The sequence below is a fragment of the Accumulibacter sp. genome (genome assembly GCF_029255285.1).
In the GTDB taxonomy this organism is placed as follows: domain Bacteria; phylum Pseudomonadota; class Gammaproteobacteria; order Burkholderiales; family Rhodocyclaceae; genus Accumulibacter.
On record NZ_JAPUVI010000089.1, the window covers coordinates 1 to 17,950 of the forward strand.

The window sequence follows — 17,950 nt, forward strand, 5'->3', positions numbered from 1 at the left end:
CGGCGGCAATAGCCGCGCCAACACCCGATCCTTTATTGCTTGTCCGTAACGTGCCACTTCTTGTCCTCGCTATCGCCCCCAGGGTTCAGATCCTATCGAGGCGGCAACTAGTCTGACACAGGGGGCAAGGGCGAGAGCTTCGCCTTTGAAACCACGCTTTCGGGCGTGGCGTACCTGCGCCATATCCGCGAATGGCAGCAGGCCGCTTATCACGTCAGCTGGTTTTTCCTTGGTCTGTCCTCCGCCGAAGTGGCAATTGCCCGCGTGGCCGAGCGGGTGCAGCAGGGCGGGCACAACATCCCGGAACCGGTGATTCGGCGGCGCTTTGCTGCCGGCAAGGCCAACTTCGAGCGCCACTACCGTGCGGCGGTGGATGCCTGGGCGCTGTACGACAACTCGGGCGACGAACCCGTAATGACTGAATGGGGAGAACGATGATGACCCGGCATGAACTCGGCAAGGCAAAGGACAAAGACCTCGTGAGCTCGATGGCGGCGATGAAACGGGCGGCAGCGATGGCACGCAAGGCGGCAGTGCAAACCGACACGGCGATTGTGGTCGTGCATGGGGAGAAGATCGTCCGGGTCACTGCCGACGACCTCCGCAAAGAGGCGGGCTCATGAGTCTGGAAAACATCGTTCGTTCGGTCAGTGGCCGCCTGAGTCTGCGCGAGCCACAAGCCGAAAGCCTGCGCCGCCTGCATTGGGCCGTCGATCAGGTGCCCGCGTTGCGTGACGCGAAAGCGCGGTCGCCGGAAGAATTGAAGGCGATGCAGGACGCGCTTGCAGGCCAGTTTCCGACGCTGGCCGACTTCGAGCGCGACTTCCCGTCCTTGTGTTTCGCGCTCGCCACCGGCGTCGGCAAGACGCGCTTGATGGGCGCGTTCATCAGCTATCTGCATGCGGCCTACGGCTACAAGCATTTCTTCGTGCTGGCGCCGAACCTGACGATCTACGACAAGCTGATCGGCGACTTCTCGCCGAACTCGCCCAAGTACGTCTTCAAGGGAATCGCCGAATTCGCCAGCACACCACCCGAAGTGATTACCGGCGACAATTACGAGCAGCGCGGCAGCCTGAGTCTGCTGGGCGGCATCGAGGTCAATATCTTCAACATCTCGAAGATCAATTCCGAGGTGCGCGGCGGCAAGTCGCCGAAGATCAAGCGCCTGTCGGAATACCTTGGGCAAAGCTACTTCGAGTATCTGGCCGGGCTGGACGATCTGGTCCTCATCATGGACGAATCGCACCGCTACCGGGCGAGTGCGGGCATTCGCTCGCTGAACGAGTTGCGCCCCTTGCTCGGCCTTGAATTGACGGCAACGCCCTTCGTCGAGGGCGCCGGCGGCAAAACGACGCCGTTCAAGAACGTGGTGATGGATTACCCGCTGGCCCGCGCCATCGAGGATGGTTTCGTCAAGGAACCGGCGGTCGTCACACAACAGAACTTCGACCCGAGCGCCCACAGTGCCGGGGCGCTGGAAACGATCAAGCTGCAAGACGGTGTGCGGGTGCATGAGGAAACCAAGGTCCATCTACTGACCTACGCGCAGCAGACCGGTGACAAGCTGGTGAAGCCCTTCATGCTGGTGATTGCCCGCGACACCACGCACGCGGCCCAGCTGATGGCGACGATTGAATCCAGCGACTTCTTTGCCGGGCGCTACAAGGGCAAGGTCATTCAGGTCGATTCGAGCCGTTCCGGTGCCGAGGAAGAGGAAATGATCCGGCGCCTGCTGGCGGTCGAAAGCTACGACGAGCCGACCGAGATCGTGATTCACGTGAACATGCTGAAAGAAGGCTGGGACGTGACCAACCTCTACACCATCGTTCCGCTACGTGCCGCCAATGCCCGCACGCTGATCGAGCAGTCCATCGGTCGCGGCCTGCGTCTGCCGTATGGCCGCAAGACCGGCGTCGACGTGGTGGATCGACTGAACATCATCGCCCACGACAAGTTTCAGGACGTTATCGACGAAGCGGGTCGTGGCGATTCGCCGATTCGCATGCAGGCCTTGGTGCTGACGCCGGATACCGGCAGTGGCAGCAGCCTGAAGAGTATTTCGGTGCAGCCCACGGCCAATGCAATGTTGGGAACCGTGACGACGGGCACGCAACAGTTACCCGGTGCCAATGCAGACGGCACGCAATATGGAACCTCCGCGCCAACAACCGTGTTCAAGACCGATGAACAGCGGCAAATTGCCCAAGTCGCCATGGACGTGATCGCGGAGATCAGCCGCGAGCGGCAGGATGGACAACCCCTTGTCGCCAGCACCCAAGCACTGACACAAGCCAGCATCCAGCAGCGGATTACGCAGCGAGTACAGGAACGCATGTTGCCCAAGCAGGGTGATTTGCTGGTGACGGAAGCCTTGCCGGTTGCCGACATTGTTCAGCAGACGGTCGCCGTGCTGGTCGAGCACACGATTGATATTCCGCGTATCTCGGTGGTGCCGAAAGGCCCGGTAAAGAGCGGCTACAAGCTGTTCAAGCTGGATCTGTCGAAGGTGAACTTCCAGCCGCAGGACATGGCGCTGGTCGGCCAAGGCCTGAAAACCGGGAAGCAAGTTCTGTATGGGCAGTCGTCGACGGTGCCGGAATCGCAACTGGAAAACTACATCGTCCGCGAACTCATCAACTACGACGACGTGTCCTACGACGAGCACGCCGAGTTGATCTATGAGCTAGCTGGACAGGCGGTCGCGCACTTCAAGACCTACCTGAAAACCGACGACGAGCTGCACAACATCCTCGGCAACTACGGCAAGACCATCGCCGAAAACATCCATCTGCAAATGGCGAGGCATTACTACGAGGACGTTTCACAATCCGAGGTCGTCGTCAGCCAGGGCTTCACGCCGCTCAAACACTGCGCCTTCACCGCCGAGGGCGACATCCTGCCGTTGCATCAGGCCCCCGACGAGAAGGGCAGGATCGCGCAGGTCGTCTATGGCGGGTTCAACAAGTGCGCCTACCCCTTGCAGAAATTTCATTCCGACACCGAGCGTGTTCTCGCCTGCGTGCTGGAACGCGACGCGTTGCGCTGGTTTCGACCGGTGGCCGGGCAGTTCAATATCTACTACCGATCCGGCGCCAACCAGCCTGAGTACGTGCCGGACTTCGTTGCCGCGACCGCCGACCACAATCTGATTATCGAGACCAAAGCGGCCAAGGACATGGAGGCTGGCGACGTGAAGGCCAAAGCCGACGCCGCGGCGACATGGTGCAAGAACGCCAGCGAGTATTCGCGGGCACAGGGCGGCAAGCCGTGGAAATACCTGTTGGTGCCACATGATGCGGTGGCCCATAGCGCGACGGTGTCCGCGCTGGCGGGCAGGTATGTGGTCGCGGCGGCGTAGCAAAGACTTCAAGGGAGCAGCGAGATTTGAATCCGCCAGTGCAACCGGAAGGGGACAAGAAGAAGCTCGTCCTGAGCCCGCACAAAAAAGTCCCCGTCGATATAAGCGGGCGGACACTCTAGGTCCGTCACTTGTCGGTCGGAGAAACAGACCTGTTGGCCATCATCAAGCAGGTCGAGTGGTGTCTGTAAGCTACCGCACTTGTTGATTTAAGAGAAAAGAGGCGTGCCTATTCGGCGGTATCGGATGCGCCAAGGAGGCGTTCGCAATAGCGTGCGATCAGGTCGACCTCCAGATTGACCCGGCTGCCCGGCGCCAAACCCCCGAGGGTCGTGGCGTCCAGCGTATGGGGGATGAGGTTGATGCTGAACACGGCGCCGTCCACCGCGTTGGTCGTCAGGCTGACGCCATCGACGGTGATCGAGCCCTTGCGGGCGATGTATTTGGCCAGTTCTGCCGGGGCCCGGATGTCGAGTCGGCGGTTGTCGCCCACCGGCTCGAAACGAAGCACCTGGCCGACACCATCGACATGCCCGGAAACGAGGTGGCCACCCAGACGATCGCCCAGGCGCAGCGCCTTCTCGAGGTTGACCGGCCCGGGGCTCGCCAGACCGACCGTGCAGGCCAGCGACTCGGGCGACACGTCGACCGAGAAATCGTTGCCCCGCCGCTCGACGACGGTGAGGCAGACGCCATTGCAGGCAATCGAATCGCCGAGGCTGACGTCGTCGAGCCCCAGCTTGCCGGCGTCTATAGTCAGACGCAGGGTTCCTGCTCCGTCGGCGCGGGGTGTGATGCGCGTGATGCGGCCGAGGGCGGCGATGATTCCGGAGAACATGGTGGTCAGGGTCTTTCGGCAGAAGTAGGTGGAACGGCGACCGGTGCGGCGTCTGGCAAGCGTATGACTCAGGGCGCCGGCGGCTCGTCCGTCGCGTCGGCGACGCTTCTAGGCGGCGATGTTCTGCCGATGTCGCGCGGAATCTCGCTGATCCAGGCTTCCAGCAGGGTGTAGCCAATGGCCAGAACGACCGGGCCGACGAAAAGGCCGACCAGGCCGAAGGCGAGCATGCCGCCGATGACACCGGCCAGGATCAGCAGCAGCGGCAGGTCGGCGCCCTGCTTGATGAGCACCGGGCGCAGGAAGTTGTCCAGCGTGCCGACGAAGATCGTCCACACGAGCAGAAACGTCGCCCAGCCGGTCTCGTCGCCCCAGTACAGCCAGAACACCGCCGGCGCCAGAACCAGGGTCGGCCCAAGCTGGGCGATGCAGAACATGAACATCACCGCCGTCAGAACGGGCGCGAAAGGGACACCGGCGATGGCCAGGCCGATGCCGCCGAGAAGCGATTGCACGATCGCCGTCACGCCGACGCCCAGCGCGACGGCGCGCGCCGCCTGGCCGGCCAGAATGACGGCGCTTTCGCCGCGCTCGCCGCTGAGACGATAGCCGAAACGGCGCATGCCGGTGGCGGCTTTCTCGCCGGAGGAATAGAGAACGGCGGATAGCGCGACGGTCAGCAGGAACTGGACGAAGACCAGCCCGAAACTACCGATTTCGCTGACGAACCAGCGTGTCAGGTTGGCCGCGTAGGGCGCCACCTTGGCGGCCAGTTCGGTGCTGCCGGTGGCCGCGACCTGCTGCCAGGCCTGTTGCAGCCGCGGGCCGACGAACGGCACTTCGCCGATCCAGGCCGGTGGCGCGTTCACCCGCAGCCCGTTCAGTGACTTGCCCCATTCCACGATCTGATCGGCATTGCTGACGATAGTCGCGATCGCCACCGACAAGGGCACCACCAGTCCCAGCAGCACGAGCAAGGTCATGAACACCACCGCCGGTACGCGGCGGTTGCCGAAGCGTCGCTGCAAGGACAACATCAAGGGCCAGGTGGCGACGACGACCATCGTCGCCCAGATCAGCGCCGGCAGGAAGGGGCGCAGGATCCACAGCGAAGCGGCGATCAACACGCAGAGGAACAGTACGGCCAGCGTCGGGCGGGCCATTTCGAAGGGTTTTTCCACGGGGGTCATCGTCCGGTCATCCAGGTTCGCTGGGCACCCGGCCGCGGCAGGTCGGGCGGGCAGCGTCCGCCATCGGCCGCAGGCGCTGGCCCGCAGGTAGGGTGTGCTCGCATGGTAGCCTAATTCGAGTTCACGATGTCTGTTCCGGCCACCGGGCTGTTTGGGAATAGAATGTCGCGCATGCCCCAGCCAACGATCATCCGGCCGCCGGCAGCGCGTCGTCGCCCCCTGCCGAGTCGGGCGGCAGCCGCTGACTGAGCTCGACCGACGATGAACTATGCGCTTCTCTTCTCGGTCTTCGTCATCGCCTCCTGCGGGCTGGCTTACGAGCTGATCGCCGGGGCGCTGGCGAGCTACCTGCTCGGCGACTCGGTGACGCAGTTCTCGACGGTGATCGGCAGCTACCTCTTTGCCATGGGAATCGGTTCCTGGCTGTCGCGCTACATCGACGCGCGCCTGGTCGAGCGTTTCATTCAGGTCGAACTTCTGGTCGGCGTTTTGGGGGGATTTTCGGCCGCGCTGCTGTTCTTCCTGTTCACCTGGTCGTCGGCGCCGTTCAGGTTGCTGCTTTATCTGACGGTGTTCGGCGTCGGCGTGCTGGTCGGCCTCGAAATCCCCCTGGTCATGCGTATCCTCAAGCGCGACCTGGTTTTCAAGGAAGTCGTTTCGCAGGTGCTGACCTTCGACTACCTCGGCGCCTTGCTCGTTTCGATCCTCTTTCCCGTCCTGCTGGTGCCGCACCTGGGCCTGATCCGCAGCGCGCTGTTGTTCGGCCTGCTCAATGTCGCCGTCGCGCTATGGGCGTGGTGGCTGTTTCGCGAACAACTGCCGGGCGCCACCCGACTGCGTAGCCAGGCCGGGATTTCGCTGCTTGCCCTGCTCGCCGCGTTTGCCGCGGCCGGCGAACTGACGTCGCTGGCCGAGACTCAGCTCTACGCCGACGAGATCGTCCATGCCGAGAGCACGCCGTATCAGCGCATCGTCGTCACGCGCTGGAAGGACGACTTGCGCTTGCACCTGAACAACAATCTGCAGTTCAGCTCGCGCGACGAGTATCGCTACCACGAGGCGCTGGTCCATCCGGGGCTGGCAACGCTGCCGAAGGCGCGGCGGGTGCTGGTGCTCGGGGGTGGCGATGGGCTGGCCGTGCGCGAGATTCTCAAGTACCCGCAGATCGAGTCGGTGACGCTGGTCGACCTCGATTCGGCGATGACCAGCCTGTTCGCCAGCGCACCGCCACTGCGCAAACTGAATCAGGACGCGCTCCGCTCGCCCAAGGTGACGGTGATCAATGCCGACGCGCTGCAGTGGCTGGAGGACAACGACGACACCTTTGATTTTGTCGTCGTCGATTTTCCCGACCCGTCGAACTTCTCGCTCGGCAAGCTGTACAGCGCGGCTTTCTACCGCCTGCTCGACAAGCACCTGAATGGCGACGCGCTGGCGGTCATTCAATCGACCTCGCCGCTCTACGCTCGGCAATCGTTCTGGTGCATCGTCACGACGCTGGAAAGCGTCGGCCTGATCACGGCGCCCTACCATGCGCTCGTGCCGTCATTCGGCGAATGGGGATTCGTCCTCGCCGGCCGTCGCACCTACCGGCCACCGCGCGCCTACCCAGTCGACACGCGCTTCCTGAACGCCGAGACGACACCGGGGCTGTTCGTCTTTCCGGCCGACATGGCGCGCCTCGAGGCGGAAGTGAATCAACTGAACAATCAGGTGCTCGTCCGCTACTTCGAGCGCGAGTGGCGGCAGGTCATCCGCTGACCCGATGGACAGGCGGGATTTCCTGATCTCGATCGCGGCGGCCGGCGCCGCCACGCTTGGCGGCTGTCACGACGGGCCTCCGCCCTTACCGCCGGGCGAGCTGCTCGCGACCTCGTTTGACCTCGGGCATCGTCTTCACAGCGCGGACCTCACGCCGCCCAGCGAGACACGCAGGTTGCCGGTGCTCGTCGTCGGCGCCGGCATCGCCGGTCTGGCGGCTGGCTGGAAACTTGCCGGCGCGGGCTTCGCCGACTTTCTGCTGGTCGAACTCGAAAACGAGGCCGGCGGCAATTCACGTGCCGGGCGCAATCCGGTCAGCGCCTACCCCTGGGGCGCGCACTACCTGCCCTTGCCGGGCCGCGGTGCACTGGCCGTGCGCGAACTGCTGGCCGAACTCGGCGTTCTGCAAGGCGACCCGCGTGCGGCGCGGCCGGTCTACGACGAGCGCTTTCTTTGCGCAACGCCGCAGGAACGGCTCTATCGCAACGGCCGCTGGCAAGAGGGGCTGCTGCCCCAGAACGGCGTCGCTGCCGCCGAGCGGCGCCAGTATCAGCGCTTCGCGGAACTCGTCGAAGGCTTCCGGCAACGCCGCGATGCCGGCGGGCGCCCGGCTTTTGCCTTGCCAATGGCCCTGTCGAGCCGTTCTCCCGACCTGCTGGCGCTCGACCGCGTCACCATGCGCGATTGGCTGTTGGCACAGGGCCTCGACTCCCCACGGCTGAACTGGTACGTCAACTACGCCTGCCGTGACGACTATGGCACCGGCAGCGCCGCCGTCTCGGCCTGGGCCGGCCTGCACTACTTCGCCTGCCGCGACGGCGAGGCGCAGAACGCCAGCGGCGAAACCGTGCTGACGGCGCCCGATGGCAACGCCTGGCTGGCTCGTGGCATGCTGCGCTCGATCAGCGAGCGCGTTGGCGACCGTCTATTGACCGGTGCACTGGTATTTCGTGTCACGGGTGGTGACAACCCCGGCGGGCCGCTGGCCGTCGACGTGTGGCTTTCCGCCGAGCAGCGAACGCTGCGCCTGCTCGCCGAGCAACTCATCTGGGCGGCGCCGCTGTTCCTCGTGCCGCACGTCTTCGCCGGTCGCGAGGCGCTCAAGGCGGTGGCCCGCGACTTCAGCTACGCGCCCTGGCTGGTGGCCAACCTCACGCTGTCGCGCTTCCCCGACGACCGAGCCGGCGCGCCGCCGGCCTGGGACAACGTGCTCTACGAGGCGGCCGGCCTGGGCTACGTCGTCGCCACCCATCAGCGTCTGCGCCGCTGGCCTGGGGCGACCGTCCTGACCTACTACCGGCCGCTCGACGAACTGACGCCGCAACAGGGTCGGGCAGCGCTGCGCGACACCTCGCGCGAGGTGTGGGCCGAGCAGATCCTTGCCGAACTCGAGCGACCGCACGCCAACCTCAGGCAGTTGACGACCCGACTCGACGTCTTCCGCCACGGCCACGCCATGGTGCGGCCGCTGCCCGGTTTGATCTGGGGCGAGGCCAGACGGCGCTTCGCGGCCGACGGCGAGCGCCTGCGCTTTGCACACGCGGACGTCAGCGGCTTCTCGCTCTTCGAGGAAGCGCAGTATCGCGGCGTTCTGGCGGCCGAACGGACGCTGCGCCGGCTCGGCCTGCGCTTTCGCTCGTCGCTGGCGTGAGGCCGCGGAATCCGCCGCCAAGGAGATCGCTTGGCGATGACGTAATTGTCATTGTCCGGTCCGGAAGCTGTAAGCTCGCCGAGAGTAGCATTCGAGCTGCAGTACCGGGTCAATCGGTTCAACTCGAGGAGAAAGAAAATGTTGCAAAAACTGTTGATGGTGGTCGCGATGAGCGCCTTTGGCGCTGCCGCATTCGCCAGTGATGCTGCCCGCGCCCAGGCGGATAAGGTCATCGAACTGAAAGACGGTTCGACCGTATATATCTTCAAGGACGGCAAAATGGCCATGGAGGACAAGTTCGGCCGCGCTAGGCGAATGGATCAGGATGTGGTGATGGAAACCAAGGATGGTCAAAAGATCATCATGCACGGCGACGAGGTCGGACGCCTTGATGCCCTGCTCAAGCAGGGCCACATGGGAAGCTGAACGAGTTGCCCAACTGATGGGTGCACAGCGGCTCCTTCGGGAGCCGTTTCCATTGCGCGGTGCGTTTTATCTCTCCGGTATGAAGAAGTTCACCGGCCGAATGGATGCGGCAGGCGCAACGCGCCGGCGCGGACGGCGTCAGGTCCGGCCGGTGGCGGCGGCTGGCGAGCCGTTCCAGCGCAGACGCACCTCGAAACCGCCTGCCGCCAGGTTTTCCACTTCGCAGCGCGCGTCGTGCAATTCGGCGATCCTCTGCACGATTGCCAGGCCGAGCCCGCTGCCTTCGGCGTTTGCCTCGCGACCACGATAAAAGCGCTCGACGAGTCGCGGCAGTTCGAGCGGCGGCACGCCCGGGCCGTCGTCCGCCACGCCGAGCAAGAGCGCATCCTTGTCCCGCCGCGCGAAAACGGTGATCGTGCTGGCGGGTGGCGTGTAGCGCAGGGCATTGTCGAGCAGGTTGCGCAGCGCGATCTGCAGCAGCTCGGCATCTCCCGTGACCGACAGGGGAGAGGCGTCGATCTGCAGCCGGAGTTCTTTGCTGTCGACCACCGGGTGGAGATCGGCGACGCCCTGTCTGGCCACTTCCGCGAGGTCCAGTTCGACCGGGTTGGGAAGCCGCGCCAGCGGATCGAGACGCGCCAGGCGCAGCAGTTGTTCGACTACGCGAGTCGCGCGATCCGCTCCGGCGACGATCTGTCGCAGCGCGTGCTGCCGATCGTCGTCAACGCGGCTCAGCTGGGCGACCTGCGCCTGAATCTTGACGATGGCCAGCGGCGTTCGCAGTTCGTGCGCCGCGTCGGCGGTGAAGCGGCGTTCGTTCGCCAGGGCGTCGCGCAACCTGGGCAGCAGCCGGTTGAGCGCTGCGACGAGCGGCTGGGTTTCGCTCGGCGCACGGCGATTGGCCAGGGGCTCGAGGTTTTCCGGCGAACGCGCGGCGACCTCGGCGGCCAGGTCGTCGAGCGGTTTCAGTCCGCGCCGGATCGAGTAATAGATCGACAGCAACAGCAAAGGCGAGATCAAAGCGATCGGCAAAACCGACTGGCCGGCGACTTCGAGCGCCGCGCGGTCGCGCAAAGCGACCGCCAGGCTGACCTGCACCCGGTAATCGCCCGACGGCGCAAGCAGGTTCAGCATGCGCCACGGACGCCCGTCGTGTTCGACTTCCGAATAGCCGGTCCTGAGTGGCAGGGGAGTGTTCGGCGCATCCGCCGAACGCAGTAACAGGGTTCCGTCCGCACGGCCGACCTGGAAGTCGAGCGGTGGCTCATAAACGTTAACCCCATCGCTGCGTACGTTTGCCAGGCGCGCCGCCAGATCGGCCAGGTGGTCTTCGTTGTCGCGTACCAGCGCCAGCAGGAGGCGAGCGGATTGCGCCAAATGCCCGTCTATCAGTTCCGCCGCCTCGTGCTGCGCCTGCCGGTAACTTAGCAGGCCGCTCAAGGCGAGACTCAGCAGGGCGGCGACACAGACGGCGCAGAGCAGTCGCCAGCGCAAGGACTGAACGCGCCGACACGGCACGGGCTTCGGCATCAGGTGGCGTCACCCAGTTGGTAACCGAGACCGCGGACCGTGCGAATGAAGTCGGCGCCGAGTTTCCTGCGCAAGTGGTGCACATAGACTTCGACGGTGTTGCTGCCGGTTTCCTCGCCCCAGGCGTAGAGACTCTCCTCGAGCTGGCTGCGCGTCCGGATGTGCGTCCGGTGGCTCAGCAAGTCGTGCAGCAGGGCGTATTCGCGGGCCGACAGGGTGACCGGCTGACCGCCGCGCGTGACACGTTTGCTGGCGGGATCGAGGACCACGCCGGCGTGTTCGAGAGTCGGTGTCGCGGCACCGCCGGAACGGCGAATCAGTGCCCGCAGCCGCGCTTGCAGTTCGGGGAGCTCGAAAGGCTTGGTCAGATAGTCGTCGGCGCCGGCGTCGAGCCCGGCAACCTTGTCGGCGCTGCTATCGCGTGCCGTGAGAATCAGTACCGGCAAGTTCCTGCCGCGCTGGCGCAAATCCTCGAGCACCGACAGGCCATCGCGCTTCGGCAAGCCAAGATCGAGCACGCAGGCGTGGTAGGCGTGGTCCAGCAAGGCCAGGCGCGCCGCTTCCCCGTCGCGCACCCAGTCGACCGCGTAATCCGCCAGCTTCAGGCCGGCACGGATGCCGTCGCCGAGCAAAGCGTCGTCCTCCACCAGCAGAATCCGCACCTACCTGTTTTCCTTCCTGAGTTTGGCCAGCAGAACCTGCACTTCCTGCCGGCGCCCACTGTCGGCGAGTTCGCGGCCCGGTCGGGGCGGCGCCTTGAGCGCCTTCTCGAGATGGACCAGCGCGTCGGCCGTTCGCCCACGGTCGGCCAAATACTCGCCGTAAAAGAAGTTCGGGTCAATACCGTCCGGGTTGATCGCGAGTGCCTTACGGAAATACTCCTCGGCCCGCTCCTTGTCGCCGAAACCGACCGGCCAGCCCGGCACCTTGGCATACAGTGTCGCGAGGCTGGTATATGCCGAACCGTTGAGCGCCTTGTCGTTGAGTTTCAAGGCCTCGTCAAGGCGCTGGCGCGCTTCTTTGGCCAGCGACAGGGCGCCGAGACCGCCCTTGGCCCCGGCTTCGCTCGACAGGACGATCCCCTCCCAGATCAGCGGCTCGGGCATTTTCGGGTTGCCTTCGACGATTTTTCTGGCCTGGAGAGCCAGCGCGCCGTAGCTGTCGGCCTGCTGTTTCTCGGGTTGGCGGTACTTGATCTCGGCCCACTGTTCCTGAATCGGGCGAATCAGCTCCTCGGGCGTGGCCGCTAGGGCGGCGGAGGCGAAGGCAAGCAGGAGCGGCAGGCGAAACAGTTTGCCTGCGAAACGGGCAACGTTCATCGGAATGGTCCTTTCACAGTGACTCAGAAGGGGAAGCGTGCTGTTTGATGATCGCGAGTTTGCCGGACAAGGCGCCATCGATGAGCGACGGAGCGACGCCGTTGAGCCACGCGAAAAAACGCTCGGGAAAACCGAAGTGATACTCGCCGGCACCGCGACGAAGGGCCCGCAGGACCTGGCCGGCGACCTGTTCGGCCCGGTCGGTCGAGTTCCCGAGGGCGCGATTGAGCGTATTGACCGGGTCGCTGTTGAGTGGCGTATCGATGGCGCGCGGAGCAATGTGGATCACGGAAACCGAGGAATCCGCCAACTCCCGGCGCAAGGCCTGGGAAAAGCCGCGCAAGCCGGCCTTGGCCGTCGAGTAGGCGACGAAGCCGGGAAACGGCAAGCTGCCGAAAGTCGACCCGATGTTCACGACTGCCGCCTGCGGCTGCGCTCTGAGCCAGGGCAACAGGGCGTGCGTGAGGCGCATCGGTGCCTCGAGGTTGGTGGCCAGAAGCCGCTCGATGGTTTGCCAGTCCTGATTTTCGAGCAGAGCGAAGGCGCTGACGCCGGCATTGTTGATCAGCGTGTTGATGCCGAAGTCGCGCGCCGCGCCGGCCAGCGCGACGATGTCGGCTGGACGCTCGAGATCAGCGCACACGCTCGCCGCGCTGGTGCCGAGCGAGGCGGTCAGCGAAGCCAGGCGGCGATCATCGCGCCCGGTGACCAGCAGCGCCGCGCCAGCGTCGCCGAGTTGACGGGCAAGCTCCTGGCCAAGCCCGCCAGTGGCGCCGGTGAGTAGTATGCGGGAGTTCTTCAATGGCATGACGGCGCCTCGCTCGGCAATGCCCGGAAGACATCGGCGTAGAGTTTGTAGAAGACGTGTGCGCTGCGCAGCACGTCGGCCTGGTCGGCCGGCGTCATCCGCTCGAGCAGATCGGCCAGATGCCGGGTGTGCTCCTGGTCCAACGTACCGTGCGAGCGCAGATAGGAGAAAGCCGCGTCGGGTAGCGCGAGCGCCTGTTGGATGCGGTCTGCCGCGCGCAAGGCGAGAGCCACGCTGCTGCCCTCGAGAACGAATACCATGCCGAAGAACGCCGCCGGATTGCCGCGGTTGAGCAGGTCGTAGGCGTAGGCGACCATGATTTCGGCCGGCAACTCGGGCTGACTGGTGCGTACCACGTCGGGATCGCCGCCCGCCGCCGCGATATCGGCGAGGATCCACTCCTCGTGCCCGATCTCTTCGGCGATGTAGTCGGCAACGGCCCGCCGCAGCCACGACAGACGTTCCGGCAGACGGCCACCGAGAGTCATCAGCAAAGGCGTTGTGTGGCGAACGTGGTGATACGCTTGGCCAAGAAAGGCAAGATAGCTAACCAGGGTGACGCGTCCTTGCAGGCAGTCGGCGATCACCGGCGCCGCGAGCAGATTCTCGCGCGGCACACTCGTGGCCGTCGTCAATTGTTCATAAAACGACATCGGGAACTTCCTCTGTGCAATAGAGTGCCGCCAGGTCGGCGGCGTGGTGGCTGAAGATCGCGTCGCGCAGCGGCCGTCCGTTGCCGGTCGCCAGACCGTTCGTGACGCTGAAGGACGCGACTCGGGCGGCGATCCACCGCCGAACGCGGGCGTAATCGGGCAGCGCGCGGTTGGCCGCGGCCACGGCGGCGGCGAGGCCGGCCGGATCGGCGCCGGGCGCCCCGACCAGTACGGCGCTCAACCATGGTCGACCATCGCCCCCGACCACCGCTTGCGCGATCGCCGGCTGGGCGAGCAGGGTCGACTCGACCCATTCGGGCGCGATGTTGCGGCCGTAGGAGGTGATCAAGAGGTTCCGGCGCCGCCCCCAAAGCTGCAGATGACCTTCGTCGTCGAAATTGCCCAGGTCCCCGGTGGCGAATTCGGTCGCCTGTTCAGGACCCGCCGCCGGCCAGGTCGAAGAATCGCCGACGTAGCCGCGAAAGGCGCGCGTGCCGACCCGGACTTCGTCCCCTTCGATGCGCACGTCAAGATGGCCGAGCGGACGTCCAGCGTTTTCGCCATCGTCACCGGGACGATTGAGGCTAACTACCGAGCCGCACTCGGTCAGGCCGTAGCCCTCGTAGGCCGGCAGACCCAGTGCGCGTGCCCGGCGCAGCAAGGCCGGCGAAACGCGGGCGCCGCCGACGGCGACGTAGCGCAGTCCCGGGTGGGGGCGTTGCCCGCTCGCCGCCAGGTACATGACCCACGCCTTGAGCAGTTCGGGAACCAGAATCAGGCTCTCGGGCGCTGTCGCAACAAGCTCGCGCTGCAAAGCGGCCGGCTCGAAACCAGCCATGCCTCGCCATCCCAGACGTGCCAGAGCGCGCAGGCAGACGGCGCCGCCGCGCAGCAAGGGAGCGTAGATTCCAGCCGTGTTCTCGAGCAGCAGCGCCAGCGGAAGGACCGCCAGATGCCGGCCGACCGGCAAATCGACCAGACGTTCGACGATGGCGCGGGCGGTGTCCACCAGGCCAGTGCTACTCAGGCACACCCCCTTCGGCGCGCCGCTGCTGCCCGAGGTGAAGGAGATCTTGGCCGTCGCCGGCGGTAGCGACACCTTGCTCACCGCCCGTCGCAGGCGAACCAGCCCGTACTCTTCGCCATCGACGGCAAACCCCAGGCGCAGTTCCTCGACACGGGCCGGACGGTCGGTGAGGAGAGTGTCGGCAGCGCTCGCGTCGAGCGCGTGTGCGAGCTGCGCCGGACTGAAGAAATCCGGCAACGGCAGGTGTACGGTGCCAGCCCGCAGGGCGGCGAGGTCGGCGATCACCCAGGCCGGACCGTTGTCGGCCAGCACTGCCAGAACGCGGCTGTCTGCCAGTCGGCCGGCCAAATCGTCGACTGCCGATCGCAGCTCGGCGGCACACCAGGACTGCCGGGTTCCCTGCAGAACGAGGTCGCCCGACGGTCGTGCTGCCAGCGCGGCAAACAGGATCTCGGCGCTCATCGGCGGCGCTGGTCGATCCGCTCGAGCGCCAGGCGAATCCTGCCGGCGACGACGATCGGCTGCTGCTCGTAGTAGTGCCCCCAGGCGCCAGCCGCATCGCCAAGACGAGCCGGATCGGCCGGCGCCAGGGCCAGTACACGAAGCCCGAGGCGACCGAGGATACTGATCAGCTCGCGAGTGGCGGTAAAGACCACCCATTCGTAGCCCAAACGGTCGAGGTGAGCGGCGAGCGCTTGGACGACATGAACGGTCGCGCCGGGTTTTTCGGCCGCCAGATTCGCTACCTCGACTAGGCGCTCGCGGGGCACTCGCCGGTCGGCCAGCCGCGCCATCGCTTTTTCGACCGGCTGGTCCAGGTAGTGCTCGAGAAAAAGCGTCTGCGTGGCGGCCGGGCGCCAACCAGCGGCCGCCACGATCCGCCCCTGCCGTTCGATCCGTATGAGCTGGGGGGCGAACGACACCACTCGGGCCGCGTGGTGGCGCGCGAAAATCGTCCGGATAAAGGCCTCGGTTTCCTCGCGATGCGCCGCACCGACGGCGCAGTGGCGGACGATGACCGGACTGGACAGGCGCTCGAAGACGTCACGTCTGGCGGTTGGCATGGCAAATCCCTGGTGAAGAAGTGCCGGCAGACTACGAAGCGATGCTTAATCTGTTCTTAACGTGCGCTCGTCAAGGCGCTGTCTTGCCGTCGTTGGAATTTCGCCCGCCGCTCTTGCTTCGGCTGTCAGCCGCCAGGCAACGGGAGTCAAGCGATCGCGAGTTGTCGGTGGGCAGTTTGGACCGGGTGCTCGCTCATCCTTCCGCCCGCGCTCTCCGGGCGAACAGACGTTCCAGCCAGAGCCGGAGCCGCAACCACGGCGCGACGCTGGTCGGGCGAATGATCACCGCTTGCACCTTGCTCCTGGCTGACAGCTCGACCCAGCCGGATCGGTTTGCTCGTTGCACCTCCTCGGGACCAAGAAGGCAGGTGTTCGCCACCAGACTTTCCGCCAGCCACTGTGGCGCATCGCGCCAGGCAAGCTGCCCGCTGATGACCAGAATCGCACTGCCCGCGGTCAAGAGAATCTGGCGAACCTCGCCCGAGGCGAGTGTGAGAGGAATTGTGGGCCGATCGTCCATGGCGAATTCTCCGGTTGCGCCCCGGTTCGAGGCTGGAGAAATCGTAGCCGCCGCGCAGGCGACAAAACAGTCACAGGAATGCGCTATCTTTACGGATACAGACAGGTTGATCGAGCAACTGTTGTGGTCCAACTTCCCGTCATCTATATCTGTCTTTCGTCGCCGCATCCGGAGATCATCGCCCATGGACCAAGCCCCACTCTACCGCCGGCTGGTAGATCACTATCGCGTTGCCATCGAGACGGGTTCTCTGGTTTGTGGAGATCGCTTTCCGTCGATCCGGACGCTGATGGCACGGCACCAGGTCAGTCTCTCGACAGCGCTGCAGGTATGCCGTCAACTGGAGAGCGATGGCTGGCTGGAGGCACGGCCACGCTCAGGCAATTTCGTTCGCCAGCCGCTCCGCCTTGCCGCGCGTCCGCTGGCCGAGCCGGTGATCAACCAGCCACTCGATGCTGCCCAGTACGTCGGCATCCACGCCCGCGTTTCCGAGTTCATCGCCCGCTGTCGGCAGGGTCCGGTGCGGGTCAACTTTTCCCGGGCGCGTGGCGCACCCAGTCTGTATCCCGGCCAGGCGCTGAGGAATGCGGCTGCCCGGGCGTTGCGCCGCCACCCCGAATTGCTGGTCGATGTCGGGCCGCACAACGGCAATGCCGTTTTTCGCAGCGTTCTGGCCAAGCGCGCGATGAGTAGCGGCATGCTCATCGGGCCGGAGGAGATTGTCGTGACGCAAGGTTGCATCGAAGCGCTCAACCTGGCTTTACGAGCCGTCACGCAGGCCGGCGACATCGTGGCCGTCGAATCGCCGACCTTTTACGGACTGCTGCAGATACTCGAAAGCCTGGGCTTGCGGGCGCTGGAAATTCCCACCAGCCCGCAAACCGGCATTTCCCTCGAGGCGCTCGAGCTGGCGACCCGCATCCATGCGGGCATCAAGGCGCTGGTCGTCATTCCTCATCTGCAGAACCCGCTCGGCAGCATCATGCCCGATGAATACAAGGCGCGCCTGGTGGCCTTCTGCGAGGAACAGGGGATTCCGCTCATCGAAGACGACACCTACGGCGCGCTGTGCGACGGCGAAACTCCACCGCGAGCGCTCAAGGCGTGGGATCGCGCCGGCAATGTCATTCATTGCGCGTCGCTGCACAAGATCCTGGCCCCCGGGATGCGCCTCGGCTGGATTTCGGGCGGCCGCTGGCAGGCGCGGGTGGAAATGTTCAAGCATGCGCAGACGCACTGCAACGAACAGCTTTCCCAGCTCGCGGCCGCCGACTTCATGTCTTCCAGCGCCTACGATCGTCATTTGCGACAGTTGCGTGGCACCTTGCGCCGGAATCGGCAGCGCATGGCCGATGCGATCAGCGCTTACTTTCCCGGCGGCACACGCCTCAACCACCCGAACGGCGGCTTGACCCTCTGGGTGGAACTGGCTGGGCAGATCTCGTCGCAACGACTTTTCGACCAAGCTTTGCGGGACGGGATTCTCGTGGCGCCCGGGCGCCTGTTTTCAAACTCGGAGCGCTGCGAGCACTTCGTCAGGCTCGGCTGCGGCTGGCCCTACGGCGAGGACGTCGACCGCGCCATGCAGCGACTGGGGCAGCTGTGCCAGCGATTGATCGAACAGGGCGCCAAGAAAGCCGTTGCGGGCTAGGGCGTGTTGACACGTTCACGCGCGCCAAGTCGCCGCTTCCCGCGTCCTGTCACGCTCGAGCACCCGGTCTTGTGCGGGATTGATGCGATTGCCCTGTTGGGTCGAGCCTGGTCCGCCAACTCGGCGCTCGCTCCGACTATAATCCGTGTTT

General features: G+C 65.1%; 16 protein-coding genes and 1 pseudogene. 7 read left to right on the forward strand and 10 right to left on the reverse strand.

Features of this window, described 5'->3' with window-relative positions:
• Positions 1–126: 126 nt before the first annotated feature.
• From Q1M07_RS11220 to Q1M07_RS11230, 3 genes and pseudogenes are all read left to right on the forward strand, one after another.
• Positions 127–438: pseudogene (locus Q1M07_RS11220) on the forward strand (Zeta toxin family protein); the annotation flags it as partial.
• A complete protein-coding gene (locus tag Q1M07_RS11225; protein WP_300453951.1) occupies positions 438–623 on the forward strand; it encodes a hypothetical protein in 186 nt (61 codons plus the stop codon). The pseudogene Q1M07_RS11220 and the gene Q1M07_RS11225, both read left to right, overlap by 1 nt.
• Positions 620–3,361, forward strand: coding sequence for a DEAD/DEAH box helicase family protein (locus Q1M07_RS11230; RefSeq protein ID WP_300453952.1), 2,742 nt, complete (start codon positions 620–622; stop codon positions 3,359–3,361). The genes Q1M07_RS11225 and Q1M07_RS11230 overlap by 4 nt, the downstream gene beginning before the upstream one ends.
• A gap of 229 nt (positions 3,362–3,590) precedes the next feature.
• Here the strand turns inward: Q1M07_RS11230 and Q1M07_RS11235 are convergent, their stop codons facing one another.
• Positions 3,591–4,199, reverse strand: coding sequence for a riboflavin synthase (locus tag Q1M07_RS11235; protein ID WP_300453953.1), 609 nt, complete (start codon positions 4,197–4,199; stop codon positions 3,591–3,593).
• 68 nt (positions 4,200–4,267) lie between these two features.
• Positions 4,268–5,389 carry an AI-2E family transporter YdiK gene (ydiK, locus tag Q1M07_RS11240; RefSeq protein WP_300453955.1) on the reverse strand — a complete coding sequence of 374 codons (1,122 nt, stop codon included), beginning with the start codon at positions 5,387–5,389 and terminating at the stop codon, positions 4,268–4,270.
• A 261-nt stretch (positions 5,390–5,650) separates the two neighbouring features.
• Here ydiK and Q1M07_RS11245 point away from each other — a divergent pair, with 261 nt between their 5' ends.
• The 3 genes from Q1M07_RS11245 to copK all read left to right on the forward strand — a co-directional run bounded on the left by Q1M07_RS11245 (position 5,651) and on the right by copK (position 9,227).
• Positions 5,651–7,150, forward strand: a complete 1,500-nt coding sequence (locus Q1M07_RS11245; protein WP_300453957.1) for a polyamine aminopropyltransferase — start codon at positions 5,651–5,653, stop codon at positions 7,148–7,150.
• A 4-nt stretch (positions 7,151–7,154) separates the two neighbouring features.
• Positions 7,155–8,801 carry an NAD(P)-binding protein gene (locus Q1M07_RS11250; protein WP_300453958.1) on the forward strand — a complete coding sequence of 549 codons (1,647 nt, stop codon included), beginning with the start codon at positions 7,155–7,157 and terminating at the stop codon, positions 8,799–8,801.
• 138 nt (positions 8,802–8,939) lie between these two features.
• Positions 8,940–9,227: a periplasmic Cu(I)/Cu(II)-binding protein CopK gene (gene copK / locus Q1M07_RS11255; RefSeq protein ID WP_300453959.1), complete on the forward strand. Its 288-nt coding sequence runs from the start codon at positions 8,940–8,942 to the stop codon at positions 9,225–9,227.
• Between the two features lie 138 nt (positions 9,228–9,365).
• Here the strand turns inward: copK and Q1M07_RS11260 are convergent, their stop codons facing one another.
• The 8 genes from Q1M07_RS11260 to Q1M07_RS11295 form a co-directional block, all read right to left on the reverse strand.
• A complete protein-coding gene (locus tag Q1M07_RS11260) occupies positions 9,366–10,757 on the reverse strand; it encodes an ATP-binding protein (protein WP_300453960.1) in 1,392 nt (463 codons plus the stop codon).
• Positions 10,757–11,419, reverse strand: coding sequence for a response regulator (locus Q1M07_RS11265; protein WP_300453961.1), 663 nt, complete (start codon positions 11,417–11,419; stop codon positions 10,757–10,759). Before Q1M07_RS11265 ends, Q1M07_RS11260 begins: the two co-directional genes overlap by 1 nt.
• Positions 11,420–12,076: a hypothetical protein gene (locus Q1M07_RS11270; protein ID WP_300453962.1), complete on the reverse strand. Its 657-nt coding sequence runs from the start codon at positions 12,074–12,076 to the stop codon at positions 11,420–11,422.
• Positions 12,077–12,089: 13 nt separating this feature from the next.
• Complete coding sequence (locus Q1M07_RS11275) at positions 12,090–12,884, reverse strand: SDR family oxidoreductase (RefSeq protein ID WP_300453963.1); 795 nt, start codon at positions 12,882–12,884, stop codon at positions 12,090–12,092.
• Complete coding sequence (locus tag Q1M07_RS11280) at positions 12,875–13,537, reverse strand: iron-containing redox enzyme family protein (protein WP_300453964.1); 663 nt, start codon at positions 13,535–13,537, stop codon at positions 12,875–12,877. The genes Q1M07_RS11275 and Q1M07_RS11280 overlap by 10 nt, the downstream gene beginning before the upstream one ends.
• The gene (locus tag Q1M07_RS11285) at positions 13,524–15,026 is read right to left on the reverse strand and encodes an AMP-binding protein (protein ID WP_300453965.1); all 1,503 of its coding nucleotides are present in this window, start codon (positions 15,024–15,026) and stop codon (positions 13,524–13,526) included. Before Q1M07_RS11285 ends, Q1M07_RS11280 begins: the two co-directional genes overlap by 14 nt.
• Positions 15,023–15,628, reverse strand: coding sequence for a thermostable hemolysin (locus Q1M07_RS11290; RefSeq protein ID WP_300453966.1), 606 nt, complete (start codon positions 15,626–15,628; stop codon positions 15,023–15,025). Before Q1M07_RS11290 ends, Q1M07_RS11285 begins: the two co-directional genes overlap by 4 nt.
• A gap of 193 nt (positions 15,629–15,821) precedes the next feature.
• Positions 15,822–16,148, reverse strand: coding sequence for a hypothetical protein (locus tag Q1M07_RS11295; protein ID WP_300453968.1), 327 nt, complete (start codon positions 16,146–16,148; stop codon positions 15,822–15,824).
• 184 nt (positions 16,149–16,332) lie between these two features.
• On the opposite strand from Q1M07_RS11295, the gene Q1M07_RS11300 reads away from it, so the two are divergent.
• On the forward strand, positions 16,333–17,799 hold the full coding sequence (locus Q1M07_RS11300) for a PLP-dependent aminotransferase family protein (RefSeq protein ID WP_300453969.1): 1,467 nt from the start codon (positions 16,333–16,335) through the stop codon (positions 17,797–17,799).
• Positions 17,800–17,950 lie beyond the last annotated feature (151 nt).

Bases quoted from the DNA above. Each gene is read 5' to 3' on its own strand.
- Q1M07_RS11225 (WP_300453951.1), top strand. From the start codon at position 438: ATGACCCGGCATGAACTCGGCAAGGCAAAGGACAAAGACCTCGTGAGC.
- Q1M07_RS11230 (WP_300453952.1), top strand. From the start codon at position 620: ATGAGTCTGGAAAACATCGTTCGTTCGGTCAGTGGCCGCCTGAGTCTG.
- Q1M07_RS11235 (WP_300453953.1), bottom strand. From the start codon at position 4,199: ATGTTCTCCGGAATCATCGCCGCCCTCGGCCGCATCACGCGCATCACA.
- ydiK (WP_300453955.1), bottom strand. From the start codon at position 5,389: ATGACCCCCGTGGAAAAACCCTTCGAAATGGCCCGCCCGACGCTGGCC.
- Q1M07_RS11245 (WP_300453957.1), top strand. From the start codon at position 5,651: ATGAACTATGCGCTTCTCTTCTCGGTCTTCGTCATCGCCTCCTGCGGG.
- Q1M07_RS11250 (WP_300453958.1), top strand. From the start codon at position 7,155: ATGGACAGGCGGGATTTCCTGATCTCGATCGCGGCGGCCGGCGCCGCC.
- copK (WP_300453959.1), top strand. From the start codon at position 8,940: ATGTTGCAAAAACTGTTGATGGTGGTCGCGATGAGCGCCTTTGGCGCT.
- Q1M07_RS11260 (WP_300453960.1), bottom strand. From the start codon at position 10,757: ATGCCGAAGCCCGTGCCGTGTCGGCGCGTTCAGTCCTTGCGCTGGCGA.
- Q1M07_RS11270 (WP_300453962.1), bottom strand. From the start codon at position 12,076: ATGAACGTTGCCCGTTTCGCAGGCAAACTGTTTCGCCTGCCGCTCCTG.
- Q1M07_RS11275 (WP_300453963.1), bottom strand. From the start codon at position 12,884: ATGCCATTGAAGAACTCCCGCATACTACTCACCGGCGCCACTGGCGGG.
- Q1M07_RS11280 (WP_300453964.1), bottom strand. From the start codon at position 13,537: ATGTCGTTTTATGAACAATTGACGACGGCCACGAGTGTGCCGCGCGAG.
- Q1M07_RS11285 (WP_300453965.1), bottom strand. From the start codon at position 15,026: ATGAGCGCCGAGATCCTGTTTGCCGCGCTGGCAGCACGACCGTCGGGC.
- Q1M07_RS11290 (WP_300453966.1), bottom strand. From the start codon at position 15,628: ATGCCAACCGCCAGACGTGACGTCTTCGAGCGCCTGTCCAGTCCGGTC.
- Q1M07_RS11295 (WP_300453968.1), bottom strand. From the start codon at position 16,148: ATGGACGATCGGCCCACAATTCCTCTCACACTCGCCTCGGGCGAGGTT.
- Q1M07_RS11300 (WP_300453969.1), top strand. From the start codon at position 16,333: ATGGACCAAGCCCCACTCTACCGCCGGCTGGTAGATCACTATCGCGTT.